Origin of the sequence: uncultured Campylobacter sp. (genome assembly GCF_938039205.1) — a bacterium.
Classification (GTDB): Bacteria; Campylobacterota; Campylobacteria; order Campylobacterales; family Campylobacteraceae; genus Campylobacter_A.
The window spans coordinates 63,718-83,107 of record NZ_CALHVM010000067.1 but is presented as its reverse complement, the minus strand read 5'-3'; the positions used below and the strand labels follow the sequence as shown (position 1 = coordinate 83,107).

The 19,390-nt window shown below is 46.2% G+C and carries 19 protein-coding genes; 12 read left to right on the top strand and 7 right to left on the bottom strand.

What is annotated here, in order from left to right; translation table 11 throughout:
- Window positions 1–122 precede the first annotated feature (122 nt).
- The 7 genes from Q0394_RS11625 to Q0394_RS11595 are packed head-to-tail and all read right to left on the bottom strand — an operon-like array spanning window position 123 to window position 7,035.
- Complete coding sequence (locus Q0394_RS11625) at window positions 123–1,157, bottom strand: D-alanine--D-alanine ligase (protein WP_298947835.1); 1,035 nt, start codon at window positions 1,155–1,157, stop codon at window positions 123–125.
- 13 nt (window positions 1,158–1,170) lie between these two features.
- Window positions 1,171–1,725, bottom strand: coding sequence for a Holliday junction branch migration protein RuvA (ruvA, locus tag Q0394_RS11620; protein WP_298792906.1), 555 nt, complete (start codon window positions 1,723–1,725; stop codon window positions 1,171–1,173).
- 28 nt (window positions 1,726–1,753) lie between these two features.
- Entirely contained in the window at window positions 1,754–2,317 is a 564-nt protein-coding gene (locus tag Q0394_RS11615) for a hypothetical protein (protein WP_298947833.1), read from the bottom strand.
- A complete protein-coding gene (locus Q0394_RS11610; protein ID WP_298947832.1) occupies window positions 2,314–3,246 on the bottom strand; it encodes an MlaD family protein in 933 nt (310 codons plus the stop codon). The genes Q0394_RS11615 and Q0394_RS11610 overlap by 4 nt, the downstream gene beginning before the upstream one ends.
- Complete coding sequence (locus Q0394_RS11605; protein ID WP_185898851.1) at window positions 3,236–3,979, bottom strand: ATP-binding cassette domain-containing protein; 744 nt, start codon at window positions 3,977–3,979, stop codon at window positions 3,236–3,238. Before Q0394_RS11605 ends, Q0394_RS11610 begins: the two co-directional genes overlap by 11 nt.
- The gene (locus tag Q0394_RS11600) at window positions 3,980–5,116 is read right to left on the bottom strand and encodes an ABC transporter permease (protein ID WP_298947830.1); all 1,137 of its coding nucleotides are present in this window, start codon (window positions 5,114–5,116) and stop codon (window positions 3,980–3,982) included.
- 2 nt (window positions 5,117–5,118) lie between these two features.
- The gene (locus tag Q0394_RS11595) at window positions 5,119–7,035 is read right to left on the bottom strand and encodes a flagellar assembly protein A (RefSeq protein WP_298947828.1); all 1,917 of its coding nucleotides are present in this window, start codon (window positions 7,033–7,035) and stop codon (window positions 5,119–5,121) included.
- Window positions 7,036–7,145: 110 nt separating this feature from the next.
- On the opposite strand from Q0394_RS11595, the gene murJ reads away from it, so the two are divergent.
- Genes murJ through Q0394_RS11535 form a run of 12 tightly spaced genes read left to right on the top strand, consistent with a single transcriptional unit; the run spans window position 7,146 to window position 19,346 of the window.
- On the top strand, window positions 7,146–8,546 hold the full coding sequence (gene murJ, locus Q0394_RS11590) for a murein biosynthesis integral membrane protein MurJ (RefSeq protein WP_298947826.1): 1,401 nt from the start codon (window positions 7,146–7,148) through the stop codon (window positions 8,544–8,546).
- Window positions 8,533–9,921, top strand: a complete 1,389-nt coding sequence (gene cysS / locus Q0394_RS11585; protein ID WP_298947824.1) for a cysteine--tRNA ligase — start codon at window positions 8,533–8,535, stop codon at window positions 9,919–9,921. Before murJ ends, cysS begins: the two co-directional genes overlap by 14 nt.
- Entirely contained in the window at window positions 9,918–11,642 is a 1,725-nt protein-coding gene (locus Q0394_RS11580; RefSeq protein ID WP_298947882.1) for an ABC transporter ATP-binding protein, read from the top strand. Before cysS ends, Q0394_RS11580 begins: the two co-directional genes overlap by 4 nt.
- Window positions 11,643–11,683: 41 nt before the next feature.
- The gene (locus Q0394_RS11575) at window positions 11,684–12,757 is read left to right on the top strand and encodes a quinone-dependent dihydroorotate dehydrogenase (RefSeq protein WP_298947822.1); all 1,074 of its coding nucleotides are present in this window, start codon (window positions 11,684–11,686) and stop codon (window positions 12,755–12,757) included.
- An 8-nt stretch (window positions 12,758–12,765) separates the two neighbouring features.
- Window positions 12,766–14,019, top strand: coding sequence for a pitrilysin family protein (locus Q0394_RS11570; protein WP_298947820.1), 1,254 nt, complete (start codon window positions 12,766–12,768; stop codon window positions 14,017–14,019).
- Window positions 14,012–14,908 (top strand): 4-hydroxy-tetrahydrodipicolinate synthase, encoded by an 897-nt coding sequence (gene dapA, locus Q0394_RS11565; protein ID WP_298947818.1) that lies wholly within the window; start codon window positions 14,012–14,014, stop codon window positions 14,906–14,908. Before Q0394_RS11570 ends, dapA begins: the two co-directional genes overlap by 8 nt.
- Complete coding sequence (locus Q0394_RS11560; RefSeq protein WP_298947816.1) at window positions 14,908–15,693, top strand: enoyl-ACP reductase; 786 nt, start codon at window positions 14,908–14,910, stop codon at window positions 15,691–15,693. The genes dapA and Q0394_RS11560 overlap by 1 nt, the downstream gene beginning before the upstream one ends.
- Window positions 15,690–16,010 carry a hypothetical protein gene (locus tag Q0394_RS11555; protein WP_298947814.1) on the top strand — a complete coding sequence of 107 codons (321 nt, stop codon included), beginning with the start codon at window positions 15,690–15,692 and terminating at the stop codon, window positions 16,008–16,010. Before Q0394_RS11560 ends, Q0394_RS11555 begins: the two co-directional genes overlap by 4 nt.
- Complete coding sequence (pgsA, locus tag Q0394_RS11550) at window positions 16,007–16,561, top strand: CDP-diacylglycerol--glycerol-3-phosphate 3-phosphatidyltransferase (RefSeq protein WP_298947812.1); 555 nt, start codon at window positions 16,007–16,009, stop codon at window positions 16,559–16,561. Before Q0394_RS11555 ends, pgsA begins: the two co-directional genes overlap by 4 nt.
- 2 nt (window positions 16,562–16,563) lie before the next feature.
- Complete coding sequence (locus Q0394_RS11545; RefSeq protein WP_298947811.1) at window positions 16,564–17,580, top strand: AI-2E family transporter; 1,017 nt, start codon at window positions 16,564–16,566, stop codon at window positions 17,578–17,580.
- A gap of 21 nt (window positions 17,581–17,601) precedes the next feature.
- Entirely contained in the window at window positions 17,602–18,714 is a 1,113-nt protein-coding gene (rseP, locus tag Q0394_RS11540; protein WP_298947810.1) for an RIP metalloprotease RseP, read from the top strand.
- Window positions 18,711–19,346 carry a YggS family pyridoxal phosphate-dependent enzyme gene (locus Q0394_RS11535; protein WP_298790509.1) on the top strand — a complete coding sequence of 212 codons (636 nt, stop codon included), beginning with the start codon at window positions 18,711–18,713 and terminating at the stop codon, window positions 19,344–19,346. Before rseP ends, Q0394_RS11535 begins: the two co-directional genes overlap by 4 nt.
- Window positions 19,347–19,390: the final 44 nt, after the last annotated feature.

Here is a 19,390-nt window from a genome sequence, read left to right as displayed (position 1 = left end):
AAACTACTGACCAAATTTATTAGCGATACAATAAAGCGTAAAAATTTAAAAAGCCGCTAAAAACAAGCCGTTTAAAGCGGCGACTAAACGTCAAATTTAAAAAATCAGACGCAATAAAAATTTTACAACTTGCCCTTTGCCGACGTTATGGAGTTGATGAATTTATAGTCGATATTTATCTCGCGCTCTTTGGGCAAGCTTGCGGCTAGGCGACCTAGCGTTCCCTCAAAGTCGTCAAATAGATAATTGGCCATACTGCCCGGATTTGGATTGATCTCGTTTAGATAGACTTCGCCGTTTACCTCAAAAAAGTCGCAACGTATCAACGCTCCGTCAAAGCCGCAGTTGTAGATGCGCTCAAAGCTTTGTTTTAGCTTGGCGGCTAGCTCTGCGCCGATGTCAGCCTTGCGCGCCCTGCTCTCGTTTGAAAAGCTCATATATTTTTGCTCGTAGTCTAAAAATTCCTTCTTTTTCGGCTCTTCGATGATGGAAAATTTTATCTCGCCATCCACCTTACAGCCTGCCAGATTGTACTCCTTCACACCTTCGATAAATGGCTCGACCAGGATCTCTTTGTCAAACTCATACGCCACGTCTAGGCCGTATTCTAGCTCGCTAGCGTCTTTTATCACGCTCACGCCGATAGAGCTTCCTAGTCGGAGCGGCTTTAGGATCACTGGTAGCGGCAGACTAGGCGCCTTTTCTCTGCTTACAACCTCGTAGTTTATGGTTTTTACGCCGGCTTTTTGCGCTAGTAGTTTGGTTAGCTCCTTGTTGTAGCTTAGCGCGCTAGCCTCCACACGAGGGCCGATATAGCTAAGGCCGTAAAACTCTAGCAGCGCCGCGATCTTGCCGTCCTCGCCGTCCATACCGTGGACCAAATTTATAAACACGTCCGCCTCGATCTTTTTCTCGCCGAGCAACCCGCCCGCGAAAAATCCGCCCTGTTTTAGAGTGAGCTTTTTGGCGTTTTTATACTTGCCAGAGCTAAAGAAATTCGCCTTCATATCGGCGCCGTTTATCAGGTAAAATTCTCTAAATTTATCGCAAAATATAAACAAAGGCTCGTTTTTAAGCACCTTTTTTAGGGCTATGGCGCTTACGATACTAATCTCGTGTTCGTAGCTTTTAGCGCCAAATATCACAGCAAATTTCATATTTTTTCCTTTTTTATGCTAGTTTTTTTAGGGCTTGTTTGATGAGTTCGCCCGTATTTTGCGCGTCGCACTCGCTAAGCGCCTTGGTTATCTTTTCTCTTTTAAAGCCAAGACTCTCAAGCGCTAGAATCGCTTCGTGTTGATGGCTAGGCAGATTTTCATCCATCGTCATCTTTGCGTCGCTAAGTTCAGCTATGATGCGTCTAGCCGTCTTTGCACCGATGCCCGGTACCGTTTGTAGCGCCGCCGCGTCTCCGCTTTTAACCGCATTTAAAAATGCGTTGGGATTTAGGCTCGAGCACACAGCCATCGCCGTCGCCGCGCCGATTCCGCTTAGTTTTATCAGCATCTCAAACATCTTTTGCTCGCCCGCGTCTAAAAATCCGTAAAGCAAGTCCGCATCCTCGCGGATGATTTGCGTGATGTTTAGCTCCACGCTCTGGCCTCGCTCGAGTTTTGCCGAGCAAAAAAGCGAGATCGCCACGCCGTAGCTCACGCCGCCGGCTGTTTTTAAGATGAGATTTGCGGGCTCTTTTTTGGTTATGACGCCCTCGATCGCTTTTATCATCGTTTTCCTTTAAAATTTGCGATTATCTCTAAAATTTGATTAATTCTTGCAAAAATTTATCCGTAACCTCGCTAAAGGCGGCGTTTAGGGCCTTCATCGCGATTTCGCCCTCGTCCGCGCCTGTGTCTTTTTGCGAGCTTAGCACTACGCTTTTTAGCTCTTTGCCGTCTTTAAAAAAGCTAAACAACATCGAAATTTGCGCTTTTTGATCTTTGATTTGAAGCGTGAGTAAATTTGATTTTACGCTTATGTCTGCGTTTTTAAAAGAGGGCTTAAACGCGCATTGATCGCTCGCGGCTATGATCAAATTTCGCCTAGCCATCTCGCTTGGGAGCGCTAAAAATTTGATATTTTTTAGCGGACGGATTTCGCCGTTTGGGTCTATCTTTAGGACTTCGCGGCTCTCATACGCGCCAAAAACCCGCACTTCCTCGATAAAAACCGTTTTTTCGGGTTTGTTTACACACTCTTTAAATTTATCTTCCGTGCCACCTAGCATAAAATAATTCGTCCTAGGAGCAGGCTTTGCCAAAACGCTACAACCGCTAAAAAACAGCGCCGACGCGGCTAAAACCGTGCTTAAAATTTTCATTTTTCGTCCTTTTTCTGCGTGTCTTTAAAGAAAAAATCGTACGGATCGTCCTCAAGTCTAAAAAGGGTATTTCTAAAATCAGAAATCAGCTTTTGAAAGCTTAGCAGCGTCCTTTCCGTCTCGTCGCTAAGCGTATTTAGCGCACCCTTTACGTCGTATTCGCCGCTTTTTATCTTTTCTGAGATCGCGGTTTGTAGATTTTTTAGAGCTTGCGCGGCGTCTGCGGCCTTGGTCGTAAACGAATTTACGAACTCAAGCGTGCCCGAGGCGTTTTTTAGCGCTTTTTTTAGCTCGTTTAGCGTCAAATTTGCATTTGCCAAAACCTCATTGGCGTTTGCTATAGTCGCGTTTATATCGAGATTTCCGGCATTTATTTTTTTCATCGCTTCATCGGCAGAAACTAGGATAGATGAAAATTTAGCCGCGTTTTCGTCGCTTAAAAATTTATTGATATTTTTAAAAGTAGACTCTAAATTTTTCGTTAGATACTCTGCCCTATTGCCTATTTTGTCAAAAAAACTCGCTTCAAGTCCGATGTATGCTTTTTCGTTTTTATCAAAGAGCGGGCTATCCATGCTGCCGCGAGAGATATTTAGGTAGCCGATGCCAGTGATGCCTTGTATCTCCGCGGACGCCGTGCTGTCGGTTCTAATTGGTATATCTTTTCTCACGGAGAGCTCAAGCTCGATAAGGGCCTCTTTTTCGTCGGCAAAGCGGATATCCTTGACGCTGCCAGCATCTACACCGATAAATTTGACCGTGGAGTCCTTTTTGATGCCGCTTGGCAGGCTTGTGGTTTTGATGAAATACGACCTGTAGTCATCTGCCTTTTCCCCGTACCCGCCCATCCACCATGCCGCGATACCTAGCGCGCTCACGACAAACACGAAAAAGAGACCTATCAAAGTATAATTTATTTTATTTCCCACCGTTTTTCCTTGTTTTTAAAAGCTCTTCGAGTGGATTTTCGGGCATTTGCATCAGCTGCTCAAACGTCCCCTCGAAGGCTATCTTTTTATCCTGAAGTATCAAAAATCTATCTAAAATCGTGCAAATACTATCTATATCGTGCGTCACCATCACGACCGTGACGCCAAGCGTATCTCGCAGCTCGACCACCAGCTCGTCAAACGCCCGCGCGCTGCTTGGGTCAAGGCCGGAGTTTGGCTCGTCCAAAAACAAAATTTTAGGACTTAGCACTAGAGCCCTAGCCATCGCCACGCGCTTTTTCATACCTCCGCTTAGCTCGCTTGGGTACTGCAAAGCGACGTTTTCGCTAAGGCCTACTTTTTGCAGCCAAAACATCGCTATCTCGCGCATAGAGCGCTCGCTCATGCCGCTATACTCTTTTAGTAGGATGTAGATGTTTTCTAGCACGTTCATCGAGGTATAAAGCGCGCCAAACTGAAACATCACGCTGCAAGCTAGCTTCATCTCCTGTCTAGCCGCTTCGTCTAGCGACCATAGATCGCGCCCCAGCATCTCGACTTTGCCGGCGCTTGGCTCTTTTAGATATATCATCGTTTTCATCAGCGTCGATTTGCCCGTGCCGCTACCGCCCAGTAGCCCGTAAATTTCAGCCTCGTTTACGTGAAAATTTAGCCCGTCGTGGATCACTCTGTCGCCAAATTTCGTCGTTAAATCAGTCGCTTTTATTATCATTTATATGCCTAGCTGCGTAAAAATAATCGAAAACAGCGCGTCCACCATGATCACGCCAAATATCGCGTTTACAACGCTCACGGTCGTATATGTACCCACGCTTTGTGTGTTTCCGCCGATCTGAAAGCCTCTCATGCAGCCGATAAACGCGATCACGACGCCAAAAAATGGAGCCTTAAAAAGCCCGACGTAGAGATGTTTGATATCCACCTCTTGACCAAACCTCGCCAGATAGCTATCAAAGCTGATATTTAGGTAGTTTTCCATCACGACCATCTCGCCTAGTATCCCCGCCACGTCGGCCAAAAACACGATAAGAGGCATGGCTACGATGAGAGCTATCACGCGAGGCAGAACGAGAAATTTAAACGGATCAAATCCCATCGTTTTCATCGCGTCGATCTCTTCGGTGATTTTCATAACGCCGATTTGTGCAGTAAAGCTAGACGCCAGACGCCCCGCTACGATGATAGCGGCGATGAGCGGAGCTATCTCGCGCAGGGTCAAAAGCCCCATCATTTCAACGATTATTATCGTGGCGCCAAAACTCGCAAGCAGGCTTGAACCCTGATAAGCTAGCACTATACCGATAAGAAAAGAGGTAAGGCACACGATAAAAACCGACTTTATACCCGCATCCTCAAAATATGCCAAAATTTCCTTCACGCGGATATTTTTTAGCATGAATATCTTGCTAAATTTGACTAAAAACTCGCCCATAAAATTTAAAAATGCGCAAAATCCCGCAAAAAACGCGGTTAAATTTTTGCCGATTTGCGAGAGCGGATTTCCGCGCGGTTTGGAGTTTATGATCTGTTTTATTTTGGGATTTACTTCGCTATTTATAGAATCAAAAATCTTTTGCGCGTGCGGGGTTAAATTTATAAGCTCATAGCTTTTACGCGCATTTTGCAATGTATTTTTTAAAAATAGAGCCGCGGCGTAGTCAAACTCTTTTACGTCTTTAAAATTTAAAACGATTTTGTTAAATTTCTTTGAGCCGATAAGCGCGGCCGTTTGGGTCCAAATTTGAGCCGGTAGCTTATAGTTCCAGTCGTTTTTTAGATTTATAGTTAGCTTGTCGCTGCTTTGCTCGCATGTGTAAAATTCGCTTTCAAATTTTAAAAAAAGAGGCAAATTTAGGCCTTTCTGACGTTATTGTTTTTCTTAACTACGTAGTCTATATTGCCATCCTCGGTCTCGACCTTGGCTATCGTTATGACTCGAGCGATTTCGTTTTCGCGGGTGCTGTACGTGATGTCGCGAGCAGGATCCACGAGTCTAAATTTTATCTCGTTAAACTCGCGCCAGTTGCTGTGATTTATCACCTTTGAGTTAAATATTCCGTCTTGAATATTAGCTATCTCGCTTTTTAGCTCGGCTATCACGGCTTTTTTATCGCGAAATTCCTTTAAAAGCGCATTATACTCGTGCACTAGCTGCTGATATTCTTTTAGTTTTTTCATAAATGTCACCGGCGGAGTGTTGTTTGTGCTTTTTAGCTCCTCGATTTTAGCTTTTATGACGTTTATCGGACCTTTGTTTTCCTCGATGACGCATCTTTTAGACTCTAGCGTGCGCGGCATTTTTACGATCTGTTCCCTGATAGCTTTTATCTTTGCCATGCGCTCGTTAATCTGCTCGCCCGTGTTTTTTATCATGCTAAAATCGACTAAAATTTTATTATTTACGCCTTTTAACTTTTTTATTTCCAAAGTATCGGCGATTATGATATTTGAATTTGACACGAGCGTATCTATTACGACGCTTTCGGCGATTATCTCGCCGCCGATCGCTGATTTTATCACGGCTTTTTTAGCTTTTACTTTGCCGCCTTCTAGCCTATCTATTTCGACGTATCCTCCGTCAAAGCTACCGATATGCACGGCGATTTTCGCATCTTTTGCTTCGATGAGGGCTTTAGCGTGAGTTTGTCCGCCGATTACTACTTTATTTGCCTTTACTACGGCGTTTGCGGCGACGTTTCCATCGACGTTTACTTCGTTTGCTTCAACCGTCATACCAGTGCCTATGGCGTCTTTTGTTAGGTCTTTTTCTTTTACATTTAGCGTTACGTTGGTATCTAGTCCAGTATCGACCGAGCCAGTGGTTTTAAACGAAATTTCATTTACGTCAAGCTCGTCTTTGATATCAAAAACGCCTTTTTCCTCTTGGACGTAGCCAGCCTTTTTGGAGTAAAATTTTATCCCCTCCTCGCCTTCTTTCGAGTATATATTTTCGGTATGTTCAGGCATTTTCGTTATTGTTATTTTAGGCTTTTGCGTCGGCAGTAGATTTCCCCTCACGTCGCGGCCGTTTGCGCCCTCTCTTAGTTTTACGTATTCAAATATCAATTCATTTTCGGTTACGCCTAGCAAATAGCCTCTGTTTGCGTAGTCGACCTTGTCGTTTTCATCTGTGGATTTATTTTTATTTTTATAGTAAAACACTAGCGCGTCGTCTGCCGACGGATTTACGTTTACGCCTGCGGTCACGATAAAGGTGTAGTCTTTGTCGATAAATTCTTTTACTCTTAAAACCGAATAAATTTTAGCGACCTCTTCTAGCATCGTTTTGTTTCTGATGCCCACTAGGATGCCTACTTTTATCAGCTTTTTGTAGATAAAATTTATCAGCTTTTTGTCAAATTCTTTAAAATAAACCGTGTCGGCGTTTTGCGAAACCGTGGCTAAAATTTTGGTTAAATTTTTATTTGCATTTATGGCGACATTAGGCAAAGGCGTTGGTTTTACCTGCCTAGTATCGTAAAATTTAACCAGATAGTTTTGTTTTATACTTTCTACTTTTTCTACGAAAAAATTATCGTCGTCAAAGATATTTAGTTTTTCCGCAGGGATTTGGCGAGGCTGGCTCTCGCCCGCCACCTTACACTCTGTTTTGATCTCTATGATATCAAAATCTATAAATTTACTATCGACGCCGAAGTGTTTTGCTAAATTTAATATCTCGCCGTACGGATTGGCGGTCTCAGACTCTATCTCGGCTAGGAAGTTTTGTTGCGCGTTTTGGTTTTCTGGCACGTGATACTCTCGCAATTTTTTGATTTTTGGTCGATTATCTCTAAAATTTCATTAAAAACTCTTGATTTTACGTCTTTTAAAACTAAATTTGCCTATTATAGCGCTAAAAATTTACTAGGATTTTCGTGTTTATCAAAGGCTTTTTTTCAAACAGCATCGGCATCATGGTTTCGCGAGTTTTAGGGCTCGTGCGCGACCTGCTCACCGCTTCTACTTTGGGTGCGGGCATTTATAGCGATATATTTTTCATCGCGTTTAAGATACCGAATTTATTGCGCCGTATCTTTGGCGAGGGGGCCTTTGCCAACGCTTTCTTGCCAAATTTTACGAAATCAAACAAAAAATCGCTCTTTAGCGCCGAGATTTTTCTTAAATTTCTAGCCTTTATCGGCATTCTCACGCTTTTGGTAAATTTATTCGCCCCGTTTTTTACCGCCGTTATCGCTACCGGTTTGGCGCCTAGCGACATAAACGGAGCCGTCCCGCTCGTAAAGATCAACTTTTACTACCTAGCGCTCATCTTTGCTGTTACTTTTTTAGCCTCGCTTTTGCAGTATCGCGGGCACTTTGCGACGACGGCGTTTTCGACTGCTTTGCTAAATTTAGCCATGATCGGTTCTTTGATTTTAGCTCGCGGACAGGAGCCTAAAGTCGCGGCTTATTATTTGAGTTTCGGCGTCGTTTTTGGCGGCGTTTTGCAGCTCATCGCGCACCTTATCGCGCTCAAATTTAACGGCGTCTCAAAGCTATTTTTCGGCGGCCTAGTTAAATTTGCCCGCGGCAAAAGAGCCGATACGAAGGGCTTTTTTAGCAACTTTTTCCACGGTCTAGTCGGATCATCCGCGATGCAGCTAAGCTCATTTATGGATACGTGGCTGGCGTCGTTTTTGGCGGCCGGATCGATCAGCTATCTTTTCTACGCTAACCGCATTTTTCAGCTGCCTTTAGCGATATTTGCGATCGCGCTCTCAACCGCGCTTTTTCCTAAAATCACTCGCCAGATCAAGGCAGGGAGCGAAGCCGAAGCTCTAAAATGGATGCGAAAAAGCTTTGAAATTTTATATTTTTTGCTCTTTGCGGCTACCATCGGCGGCATCGTTTTAGCCCAGCCTATCATCAAGCTGCTTTTTGAGCGAGGAAGCTTCACGCAGGCCGATACGGCAGCGACCGCGAGCGTTTTGGCCGCCTATATGATCGGACTTTTGCCTTTTGGACTCGCCAAGCTTTTTTCGCTTTGGCTTTATGCGCATTTACAGCAAAAGCTAGCCTCTAAAATCGCCGTTATTACGCTCGTTTTTAACCTCGTTTTAGCAGTTGCCTTGATGCAAATTTACGGCGCGTTCGGGCTGGCTCTAGCTAGCTCGCTGGGCGGGTTTTTGACGCTAGCTTTAAACGTCAAATTTTTTGGGATAAGGAAATTTTTAGCTATAATCGAGCCTAAAAAAATAACGCTTTTAAGCACGGTTTTGGCTTTGGAGGCAGTAATTTTGATATTTTTAAGGAAATTTTTAGATGCAAATTTTTGATAGCGTAAAGAGAAAAAAAGTAGAATTTGAGCCCGTAAAAAGCGACTTTGTGCGCATTTACGTATGCGGGCCGACGGTTTATGACGATGCACACTTAGGACACGCCAAAAGCGCGATTAGCTTTGATTTGCTTAGGCGCACGCTAAGCGAGCTTGGCTACAAGGTCAAATTCGTGCGAAACTACACCGACATCGACGATAAAATTTTAAAGAAAATGGCTGAGAGCGGCGAGAGTTTAGAAGCGATCACAGATAGATACATCGCAAGCTACGAGCGCGATATGAGCGCGCTTAACGTGCTTGAGCCAGACGTCAAACCAAAGGCGACACAGACGCTAAAAGAGATGATAGGCTACATCGAAATTTTGCTAAAAAACGGCTTTGCCTACGAGATAGCGGGCGACGGCATATACTTTGATACCGCAAAAGACGCGGAGTATCTGAGCCTGAGCGGTAAATTTGACACCGAGGCAAACGTCGCTCGCGTGGCTAGTAGCGACGAAAAAAAGGACGAAAAAGACTTCGTGCTGTGGAAATTTGACGAGAAATGGTACGAAAGTCCGTTTGGTCGCGGTCGCCCGGGCTGGCACACCGAGTGCGTCGCAATGATAAAAAAGCACCTAAGTAGCGGCGAAAAATTTGAGATAGATATCCACGCGGGCGGGCTTGATTTGCTATTTCCTCACCACGAAAACGAGGCCGCGCAGTGTCGCTGCGCCGAGCGTAAGAGCCTGGCTAAATACTGGCTACACAACGGCTTCATCCAAGTAAACAACGAAAAAATGAGCAAGAGCCTCGGAAATAGCTTTTTCGTTAAAGACGCGCTGGAGCGAAATTTGGGCGAGGCAGTGAGATTTTATCTGATCTCTAGCCACTACAGAGCGAATTTTAACTTTAGCGAAGATGATCTAAACGCGGCAAAAAAGCGCCTGGATAAAATTTACCGCCTAAAAAAACGGGTTCTTGGCGCGGCGGCAAATTTGAGCGCGAACGAGAAATTTAAGAGCGAATTTATGTCCGCGATGGAGGACGATCTAAACACCTCAAAAGCCCTTGCTTGCGTAGACGAGTTCGTCCGCAGCGCAAACGACGAGCTAGACGCAAATCCTAAAGACAAAGCCAAAAAAGGAGAAATCGCGGCAAATTTAGAGCTGATAGCTCGCGTGCTCGGCATCTTGCAGGTAGATGTATTTGAGTATTTTCAGTTTGGCGTGAGCGACGAGAAGCGAGCCTACATCGAGGATCTGATAAATCAAAGAAATGAAGCCAAGGCGGCCAAAAACTACGAGTTATCCGATAAAATCCGCGATATGCTAGCCGCAAACGGCATCAGCCTCATGGATACTCCAAACGGCTGCATGTGGGAAAAGATATGAAGCAAATGAGCCTAAAAGAGGTCTTGCGGCGGTTTGCGCCCTATTTTAGGGATTATATTTCGTATTTTATCATCGCGATCGCCGGCATGCTGATGGCTAGCGGCGGCACTGCGGCGTCGGCGTGGGTGATCGAGCCCGTGCTAAATAAAATTTTTATCGAAAAAAACAAAGACCTGCTTTATCTTTTGCCTTACGCTATCATCGCTATTTACGTTTTAAAGGGGCTTGGCACGTTTTTGCAGGCCTATTTTACGGCGTATATCGGGCAGGATATCGTGAGGAGATTTCGCGAAAAGCTACTAAAAAACCTGCTAAATTTGGATATGAAGTTTTTTAACAACTACCGCACGGGCGAGCTAATCAGCCGAAATATCAACGACATCGACCGCATCAGAAGTATCGTTAGCTCCATGATCCCAGAGCTCATCCGCGAAGCCATCACGATCGTTGGACTGCTTTGTGTAGTGCTTTATCAGAGCTTGCAGCTTGCGTTTTTTGCGCTAGTTATCATGCCGGCAGCCGTCTATCCGCTCTCAAGACTCGCAAAAAAGATGAAAAAAATCTCCCGCGCCTCGCAGGAAAAGACCTCCGACATCAGCTCGAAGCTGAGCGAAATTTTTACCAACATCGAAATCATCAAAGCAAACAACGCGCAGGAGTTTGAGCACGCCAAATTTACCGACGAAAACGCTAAATTTTTCAAGCTAAATTTAAAAAGCGTAAAAGTAAACGAGATGGTAAGCCCGATGATGGAAATTTTCGGATCCGTGGGCGTCGCGGCAGTCGTCATCATCGGTGGTAAAGAGGTCATAGACGGAAATTTGACGATGGGAAGCTTCTTTTCTTTCCTAACCGCGCTTTTCATGCTTTACACGCCTATTAAACGCATTTCAGGCCTTTATAACAAGATGCAAGACGCCGTGGTCGCGGCAGAGCGAACCTTTGAGCTACTTGATAAAGAGCCTCAAATTTTAAGCGGCGACAAGCCCGTACCGGCTGAAATAAATTTGATAAATTTTAAAGACGTCAGACTAAACTACGACGATAAAGAGGTGCTAAAAGGCATAAATCTAAGCGCGAGCAAGTCCCAAACCGTAGCACTCGTGGGTAGTAGCGGCGGCGGAAAAAGCTCGGTCGTAAACCTGCTCATGAGATTTTACGACGCAAACGACGGAGCGATCGAGATAAACGGCGAAAATATCAAAAATTTCGATCTGGGCTCGCTGCGTCAAAATATCGGCCTAGTGACCCAGCGCGTCTATATCTTTAACGACACGGTCGCAAACAACGTCGCCTACGGCCGCGAATACGACGAAGCCAAGGTCGAGATCGCTCTAAAAACGGCAAACGCGTATGATTTCGTGTCAAATTTACCCGAGGGCACGCAGACTGTTTTAAATGAATTCGGCACCAATCTCTCAGGCGGCCAGCGCCAGCGTATCGCCATCGCCCGCGCGCTCTACGACGATCCGCAAATTTTGATATTTGACGAGGCTACGAGCGCCCTAGATAACGAAAGCGAGCAGCAGATAACCAAAGCCATCGCGAATTTACAAAAAGAAAAGATAATATTTATCATCGCGCACCGCCTAAGCACGGTGCAAAATGCGGATAAGATCGCCGTTATCAGCGGCGGAAAAGTGGTCGGTTTTGATACCGACGAGGCGCTTAGCAAGAGCTGCGAAATTTACGCGAAACTAAAAGGCGAAGCCCTTGTTTAAGCCTAAATTTGATAAAATCGCTCAAAATTTAAGGATAAAATTTGAATTACGAGACGCTAAAATCCATATTTTTTAAATTTGACCCCGAAACCGCTCACACGATCGTAGAAAAAACGCTAAGTATCTCAGACTGCGTATTTCCGGGCCTTTATAGTATCGTCACCAAAAACTGCGTCGTCACGGACGCGGCTCTTTCGCAAAATTTGCTCGGAACTAGCTTTTTAAACCCCGTAGGAATCGCCGGCGGCTTTGACAAAAACGCCACCATGCTACGCCCGCTAGCCGCGCTCGGGTTTGGGCACGTAGAGTTTGGTACCGTGACGCCAAAAGCGCAAGAGGGCAACGCAAAACCGCGCCTTTTTCGCCTCATCGAAGAAGAGAGTATCCAAAACGCGATGGGCTTTAACAACGATGGCGCAGACGCCCTTGGCGCGCGCGTCGGCAAACTATATCCGTTTGCGATACCGCTTTTTGCCAACATCGGTAAAAACAAAATCACTCCTAACGAAGAAGCGATCAAGGACTATGAAGTTTTAGTCGCTAAATTTAACGAAATTTGCGACTGCTTCGTTATCAATGTCTCCTCGCCAAATACTCCGAATTTACGCGAACTACAAGAAGAAAGCTTTATAAAAGATCTATTTGCGCGCCTATCGCCGATCGCAAAAAAGCCGATAATGTTTAAAATCGCGCCCGATATGGACGACGACAAGGCTGTGCAGATCTGCAAAACGGCCGTAGAAAGCGGCGCGAAAGGCGTAATCGTAAATAATACGAGCATTGATTATTCGCTATCAAAATCTGCGAATTTGCAAAATTTCGGCGGACTAAGCGGCAAGGTCATCGCCAAACGCTCGCGCGAGCTTTTTAGCGCAGTGGCTAGCGAGCTTTACGGCAAGACGGTTTTGATCGCAAGCGGCGGCATAGACAGCGCCGAGGAGGCATACGCACGCATAAAATCTGGCGCAAATTTGGTTCAAATTTACACCTCCTTTATATTTAAAGGCCCAAACGTCGCAAAACAGATAAACGAAGGTATTTTAAAGCTTTTAAAAGAGGATAATTTCGCCTCGATTAGCGAAGCGGTGGGCTGCGATATAAAAAACAAAATTTAAGGAAATTTATGCTTATAAAATACTCCAAAACCAAGCTCAAAAACGGCTTTGAGATCTATCATATCCCCGCTAGCAAGGGCTCTAGCGTCATCAGCGTGGACGTGTTTTACCGCGTGGGCTCGCGAAACGAAACCATGGGCAAAAGCGGCATCGCGCACATGCTAGAGCACTTAAATTTTAAATCCACGAAAAATATGAAAGCGGGCGAATTTGACGAGATCGTAAAGGGTTTTGGCGGCGTAAATAACGCTAGCACGGGATTTGATTATACGCATTATTTCGTCAAATGCTCAAAAGGCAACCTAGACGAGGCTCTTAGGCTTTACGCCGATATAATGGAAAATTTGAGCCTAAAAGATAAAGAATTCCAACCCGAGCGCGACGTGGTGACCGAGGAGCGCAGATGGCGCACAGACAACTCTCCGATCGGCTTTTTGTACTTTACGCTATTTAACGTCGCTTTTAGCTATCACCCGTACCACTGGACTCCGATCGGCTTTATCGGCGATATCAGAAACTGGAGCATAGAGGATATAAAAGAATTTCACGAGACGTACTACCAGCCGCAAAACGCGATCCTGCTAATCAGCGGCGACATAGATAAAAAAAGCGCGTTTGAGCTAGGTAAAAAGCACTTTGAAAATATAAAAAACAAAAAACTGCTACCTAAGTTGCACTGTATCGAGCCCGAGCAAAACGGCGCAAAAAGGGCTGAAATTTACAAGGATAGCGAGGTAGAGATGCTAGCGCTCGCCTTTAAAATCCCGCCGTTTAATCACGAGGATCAGCCGCGTCTGGGCGCGCTAGCCGAGTATCTAGGCAGCGGGCAGAGCTCGGTTTTACAGCGCGTTTTGATAGACGAAAAGTGCCTCGTAAACAGCGTAGACGTCTATAATATGAGCAACATCGACGAGAGCTTGCTCATCGTACTAGCCGTTTGTAATCCCGGCGTCAAGGCCGAGGCAGTAGAGGAAGAGATCTGGCGAGTGCTCGAAAACGCAAAAACGCAAAAAATAGACGAAGACGAGATAACCAAGATAAAAAATAGCCTAAAAAGCGATCTCATTTACTCGTTAGATAGCGCGTCAAAGGTAGCAAATTTGTACGGCAGTTATCTCGTTAGAGGCGATATAAAGCCGCTTTTTGAGCTACCTGAAAAAACAGCCGCGCTAAAACCAGCCGATCTAAACGAAATTTGCAAAAAATACGCAAGAAAAGAAAAATCCACGACGATCATCCTAAGAAAGGAAAAAAGTGAATAAAAAAGCAATAACGGGCGCTATGACGGCGCTGATTACGCCTTTTAAAGACGGCAAACTAGACGAAATCGGTTATGAAAAGTTAATCAAAAGACAAATCGCAAACGGCATCGACGCGGTCGTACCCGTAGGCACGACGGGCGAGAGCGCGACGCTAACGCACGACGAGCATAGAATTTGCATAGAAATCGCCGTAAATACCTGCAAAAATACCGGCGTAAAAGTACTTGCCGGTGCGGGTAGCAACGCCACTCACGAAGCGGTAGGCCTTGCAAAATTCGCGCAAGATCACGGCGCAGACGGCATCCTCTCGGTAGCCCCATACTACAACAAACCGACGCAAGAAGGCCTATACCGCCACTACAAAGCGATCGCCTCAAGCGTCGAAATCCCGGTGCTGCTCTATAACGTCCCGGGCCGCGTGGGCGTAGATATCCAGCCGTGCACGGTTTTTAGATTATTTAAAGAGTGCGACAACGTCTACGGCGTAAAAGAAGCCACCGGCAGCATCGAGCGCTGCGTCGACCTGCTCGCGCACGAACCAGACCTATCCGTCATCAGCGGCGAGGACGCGATAAACTACCCTATCCTCTCAAACGGCGGCAAGGGCGTGATCTCGGTCACGGCAAATTTACTCCCGGACGAAATCTCAAATTTGACCCACTTTGCGATAAAAGGCGAATTTGCGCGCGCAAAAGCCATAAATGACGACCTTTATGCGGTAAATAAAATAATGTTTTGCGAGAGCAACCCGATCCCGGTCAAAGCCGCGATGTATATCGCCGGACTAATATCAAGCCTCGAGTACCGCCTGCCGCTTTGCGAGCCGAGCGCCGAAAATCTCAAAAAAATCGAACAAACCATAAAACAATATAGCATAAAAGGATTTTAATGAATTGCGAAAACGAATTTAAAGGCAAAACTCTAGTAATCAGCGGCGGAACGCGCGGCATCGGACGCGCCATCGTAGAGGAATTCGCCGCAAAGGGCGTAAATATCGCCTTTACCTATAACTCAAACGAAGAGCTAGCCAAAACCCAAGCCGCCGAGCTTGAAGCGACGTACGGCATAAAAGCCAGAGCCTACGCGCTAAATATACTAGAACCCGAGACCTACAAAGATCTATTTTTAGAGATCGACGCAGACTTTGATAGGGTCGATTTTTTCGTCTCAAACGCTATCATCTCGGGTCGCCCGGTAGCAGGCGGATATACGAAATTTATGAAACTTCGCCCTCGCGGTATCAATAATATTTTCACCGCAACCGTAAACGCATTCGTCGTAGGCGCGCAAGAGGCGGCAAAACGCATGGAAAAAACGGGTGGCGGCAGTATCATCTCGCTTTCATCGACGGGTAATCTCGTCTATATCGAAAACTACGCAGGCCACGGCACTGCAAAAGCTGCGGTAGAAGTTATGGCGCGCTACGCGGCGACCGAGCTTGGCGAAAAAAATATCCGCGTAAACGTCGTTAGCGGCGGCCCGATCGAGACGGACGCGCTTAGGGCTTTTACTAACTATGAGGAAGTTCGCGACAAAACAGCCGAGCTAAGCCCGCTAAATCGCATGGGACAGCCTACGGATATCGCCGGCGCATGTTTGTTTCTCTGTAGCTCAAAAGCTAGCTGGGTGACGGGCCACACCTTCATCATCGACGGCGGTACAACATTTAAATGAAAAAAGCGAATTTAGCCTGTGCGCCTTTGCCGGTTGCTTGCGTTTTTTGCAAATTCGGCGGTATAAATTTAACGCGCTTGCGGGCTAAATTTGATGAAAATTTAAAATTTGAAAGCAAATTTTGCGGCGCGGACGGTTTTCTTAAACCTAATCTAAATTTGCTCAAATTTGACAAAGCTACAAGCAAATTTAACCAAAGCGCAAATAAGAAACGGGCAAAGTCAAGCCAAAACAAGGCCAGCGCTTTTTCCGCCGCCTCAAGTATCGCGACGTCAAATTTTAAACTCCAAAATCCAAAAGAAAGAAAAAATAAATGAGCCTAAATTTACCAAACGCCCTAGCTTTCCTGCGTGTATTTCTCGCACCCCTGATGTTTTGGTTGCTACTTAGCGTAAATTCCTTCTCAGGCGTGCATATTAGCTGGATGAACTACTTTGCCGCGCTTGTGTTCGTGATCGCCAGCGTCACGGACTTTTTTGACGGGTTTATCGCGCGCGCATGGGATCAAAAGACTAAGCTTGGAGCCGTCATCGACCCGCTTGCGGATAAAATGCTAACGCTGGGCGCGTTTTTAGGACTCATGATGATAGACCGCGCGAGCCCTTGGGCCGTGTATCTCATCCTGGTTCGCGAGTTTTTTATCACGGGATTTCGCGTCGTGATGGCGGGCGAAGGCGTAGAGGTCGCCGCATCGATGGCGGGCAAAGTCAAAACCGTCTGCCAGATGGTTGCGATCGGCTTTTTAACCATGCAGTGGCCTTTTGGCGAGTTTTTGCTCTGGCTTAGCGTCGCGCTGACGCTGTATTCTGGCTTTGAGTACGTAAACGCCTATGTAAGGCACGTTAAAAATCAAGCCAAAAAGGCGTAAATTTGAGAGCCGGAAACGCCATAATCTATCTAGCTAGCTTCGTCGTGGTAGCAGCCGGACTAGAGGCCGCTAGCGTCGTAGTTCTGCCATTTTTAATGGCGGTTTTTATCGCTATCGTGGCGACGCCTGCGATAAATGCGCTAGAAAAGCTCAAATTTCCGCGCGTTTTAGCCTTTGCGCTCGTTACCGCAGTCGTGTTTTTATCGCTTGGATTTATCGCAAACACCGTGCTAAAAACGATCAACGGGCTAGTTAGCTACATGCCCGAGCTTCAGAGCAAATTTAAAGTCCTAGCCGACCACTATCACCATATACTCGCTAGCCGCGGCCTCATCGACCCAAACAGCGTCGCGGCGCCCGCAGACTTTGATATCAATAAACTTTTTGCCGTGCTGGGCGGATCTTTAAGAAGCGGCACAGAGCTTGCCTCAAAGAGCTTTTTTGTCTTTTTGCTTGTTACTTTTATGCTTTTTGAGGTACAGGTATTTTCTCAAAAAGTCGAGTATTTTGCGAGTAAAAATCCGCAAACAAATCAGATCGTAGATACGTTCATATCAAATCTCAAACGCTATCTCGCGATCAAGTCCGCAGCATCGTTTGCGACGGGCGTTTTTATATTTATCGGGCTAAATTTCATCGGCGTGCCTTACGCGCCGCTTTGGGGGATTTTGGCTTTTGTGCTAAACTTTGTCCCGACGATCGGCTCCATCATCGCGGCCGTTCCAGCACTTTTGGTGGCGCTTTTGTTAAACGACGCGGCGGCTTGCGCTTGGACTGCGGCGCTGTATGCGGTCGTAAATGTCGTCATCGGCAACTTTATCGAGCCTAAATTTCTTGGCAAAGGCCTTGGTATCAGCACGCTTGTCGTGCTTTTGAGCCTACTTTTTTGGGGATTTTTGTTCGGCATCGGCGGTATGTTTTTAGCCGTACCGCTTACGATGAGCCTAAAGATCGCGCTTGACGCAAACCCGAGCACGAAATTTATCGCAGTTTTGCTCAGCGATAAACTCGAGCGATAAAATCAAATTTAAAGGTAAATTTTGAAAAGCATTATCTTTGTGGCGGCGCTACTGGCTGTCGGCATTTATGCGTATTCGTGGCACTTTTTGATCACGGTTTTGGTGATTTCGTTTCTTATATTTTTCCATGAGCTGGGCCACTTTCTCGCCGCTCGCATGCTAAAAGTGGGCGTGCTAAAATTTAGCGTGGGCTTTGGCCAGAGCGTCTACTCAAAAACCATCGGCGACACCGAGTACGCCATCAGCGCGATACCGCTTGGCGGCTACGTTAGCCTAAAAGGACAAGAGGACGCAAAGCCGGGACTAAAAAACGAGGACGCCGACAGCTATACGAGGCTTAGCCCGCTAGGACGCATTTTTATCCTTTTTGCCGGACCGTTTTTTAACTTTGCCTTGGCGTTTTTTATCTTTATCGCGCTCGGACATATCGGAGTTGAGAGGCTAGCTCCGACCGTGGGTAAGGTACTGGAAAACTCGGCTGCGGCGAGTGCCGGACTACAAAAAGGCGATAAAATTTTAAACATAAACGGTATCAAAATCAGCGAATGGGACGAGATAAGCAAAAACGTAAATTTAACCTCCACCGCGATCACGCTCGAGCGCGCCGGCGAAATAAAAACGATAAATTTGACGCCTAAAATCGGGCAAAGCATGACGATATTTGGCGAAAAGATAGAAAAACCGCTCATCGGCATTTTGCCCTCAGACGAGGCCGTCACGATACGAAACACCGGCTTTAGCTCGCTTAAATTTGCGCTCGTTGAGACCGTAAACGCCTCAAAGCTCATATTCACGGGACTTGAAAAGCTCATTGTTGGCGTCGTGCCGCTAAAAGAGATGGGTGGCATCATCCAGATCACCGACATCACCTCAAAAGCCGCTGGCATTGGCCTCTCGACCCTGCTCATCATCGCTGCGCTCATATCCGTAAATTTAGGCGTGCTAAACCTGCTGCCTATCCCCGCGCTTGACGGCGGTCATATATTTTTCAACCTTTACGAGCTCATTTTCCGCCGCGAGATGAACGAAAAAGTCTATATCGGCCTCACCTACTGCGGCTGGGCTTTTTTGCTTTGCCTGATGGCGTTTGCTGCCTTTAACGACGTGATGCGCCTAAGCGGAGCGGGACAATGAAGCTCGCGAAAATTTTAGAACGCATCGAAAATGCACGCACGGGCGAAGCGGTGAAGCTAATTGCCGTGAGCAAAAACGTAACGACTAAAGAGGTTTTGGAGCTTTTTAAACAGGGACAAACGAGCTTTGGCGAAAACCGCGTGCAAGAGCTCAAAAACAAGAGCAAAATTTTGTCAAATTTGCCGATCGAGTGGCACTTTATCGGGCGACTTCAAAGCAATAAAATAAACCACCTGCTAGCGCTCAAACCCGCACTTTGGCAAAGCTGCGAGAGCGTAGAGGCCGCACTTGCGGTGGATAAGAGGCTTGTTTGCGAGCTACCATGCCTGCTGCAAATAAACTCGGCGCGCGAAGACACGAAACAAGGTATCTCGCCCGAAGCCGCCGAGGCTGCGTTTTTGCAAATCGCGCAGGAGTGTAAATTTTTAAAACCCGTCGGCGTGATGAGTATCGGCGCGCACGTAGAGGACGAGAAAATCGTGCAAAAAAGCTTTGAGACGACGCGTAAAATTTATGAAAATCTGCAACCTCGCGGTGCGCAAATTTGCTCGATGGGTATGAGCGGCGACTTTGAGCTGGCGATAAAATGCGGCTCGAATATGATTCGTTTGGGGTCGATTTTATACGCGTAAATCGGCCGAATCCTTTGTAAATTTAGAAAAAACCTACCAAAAAA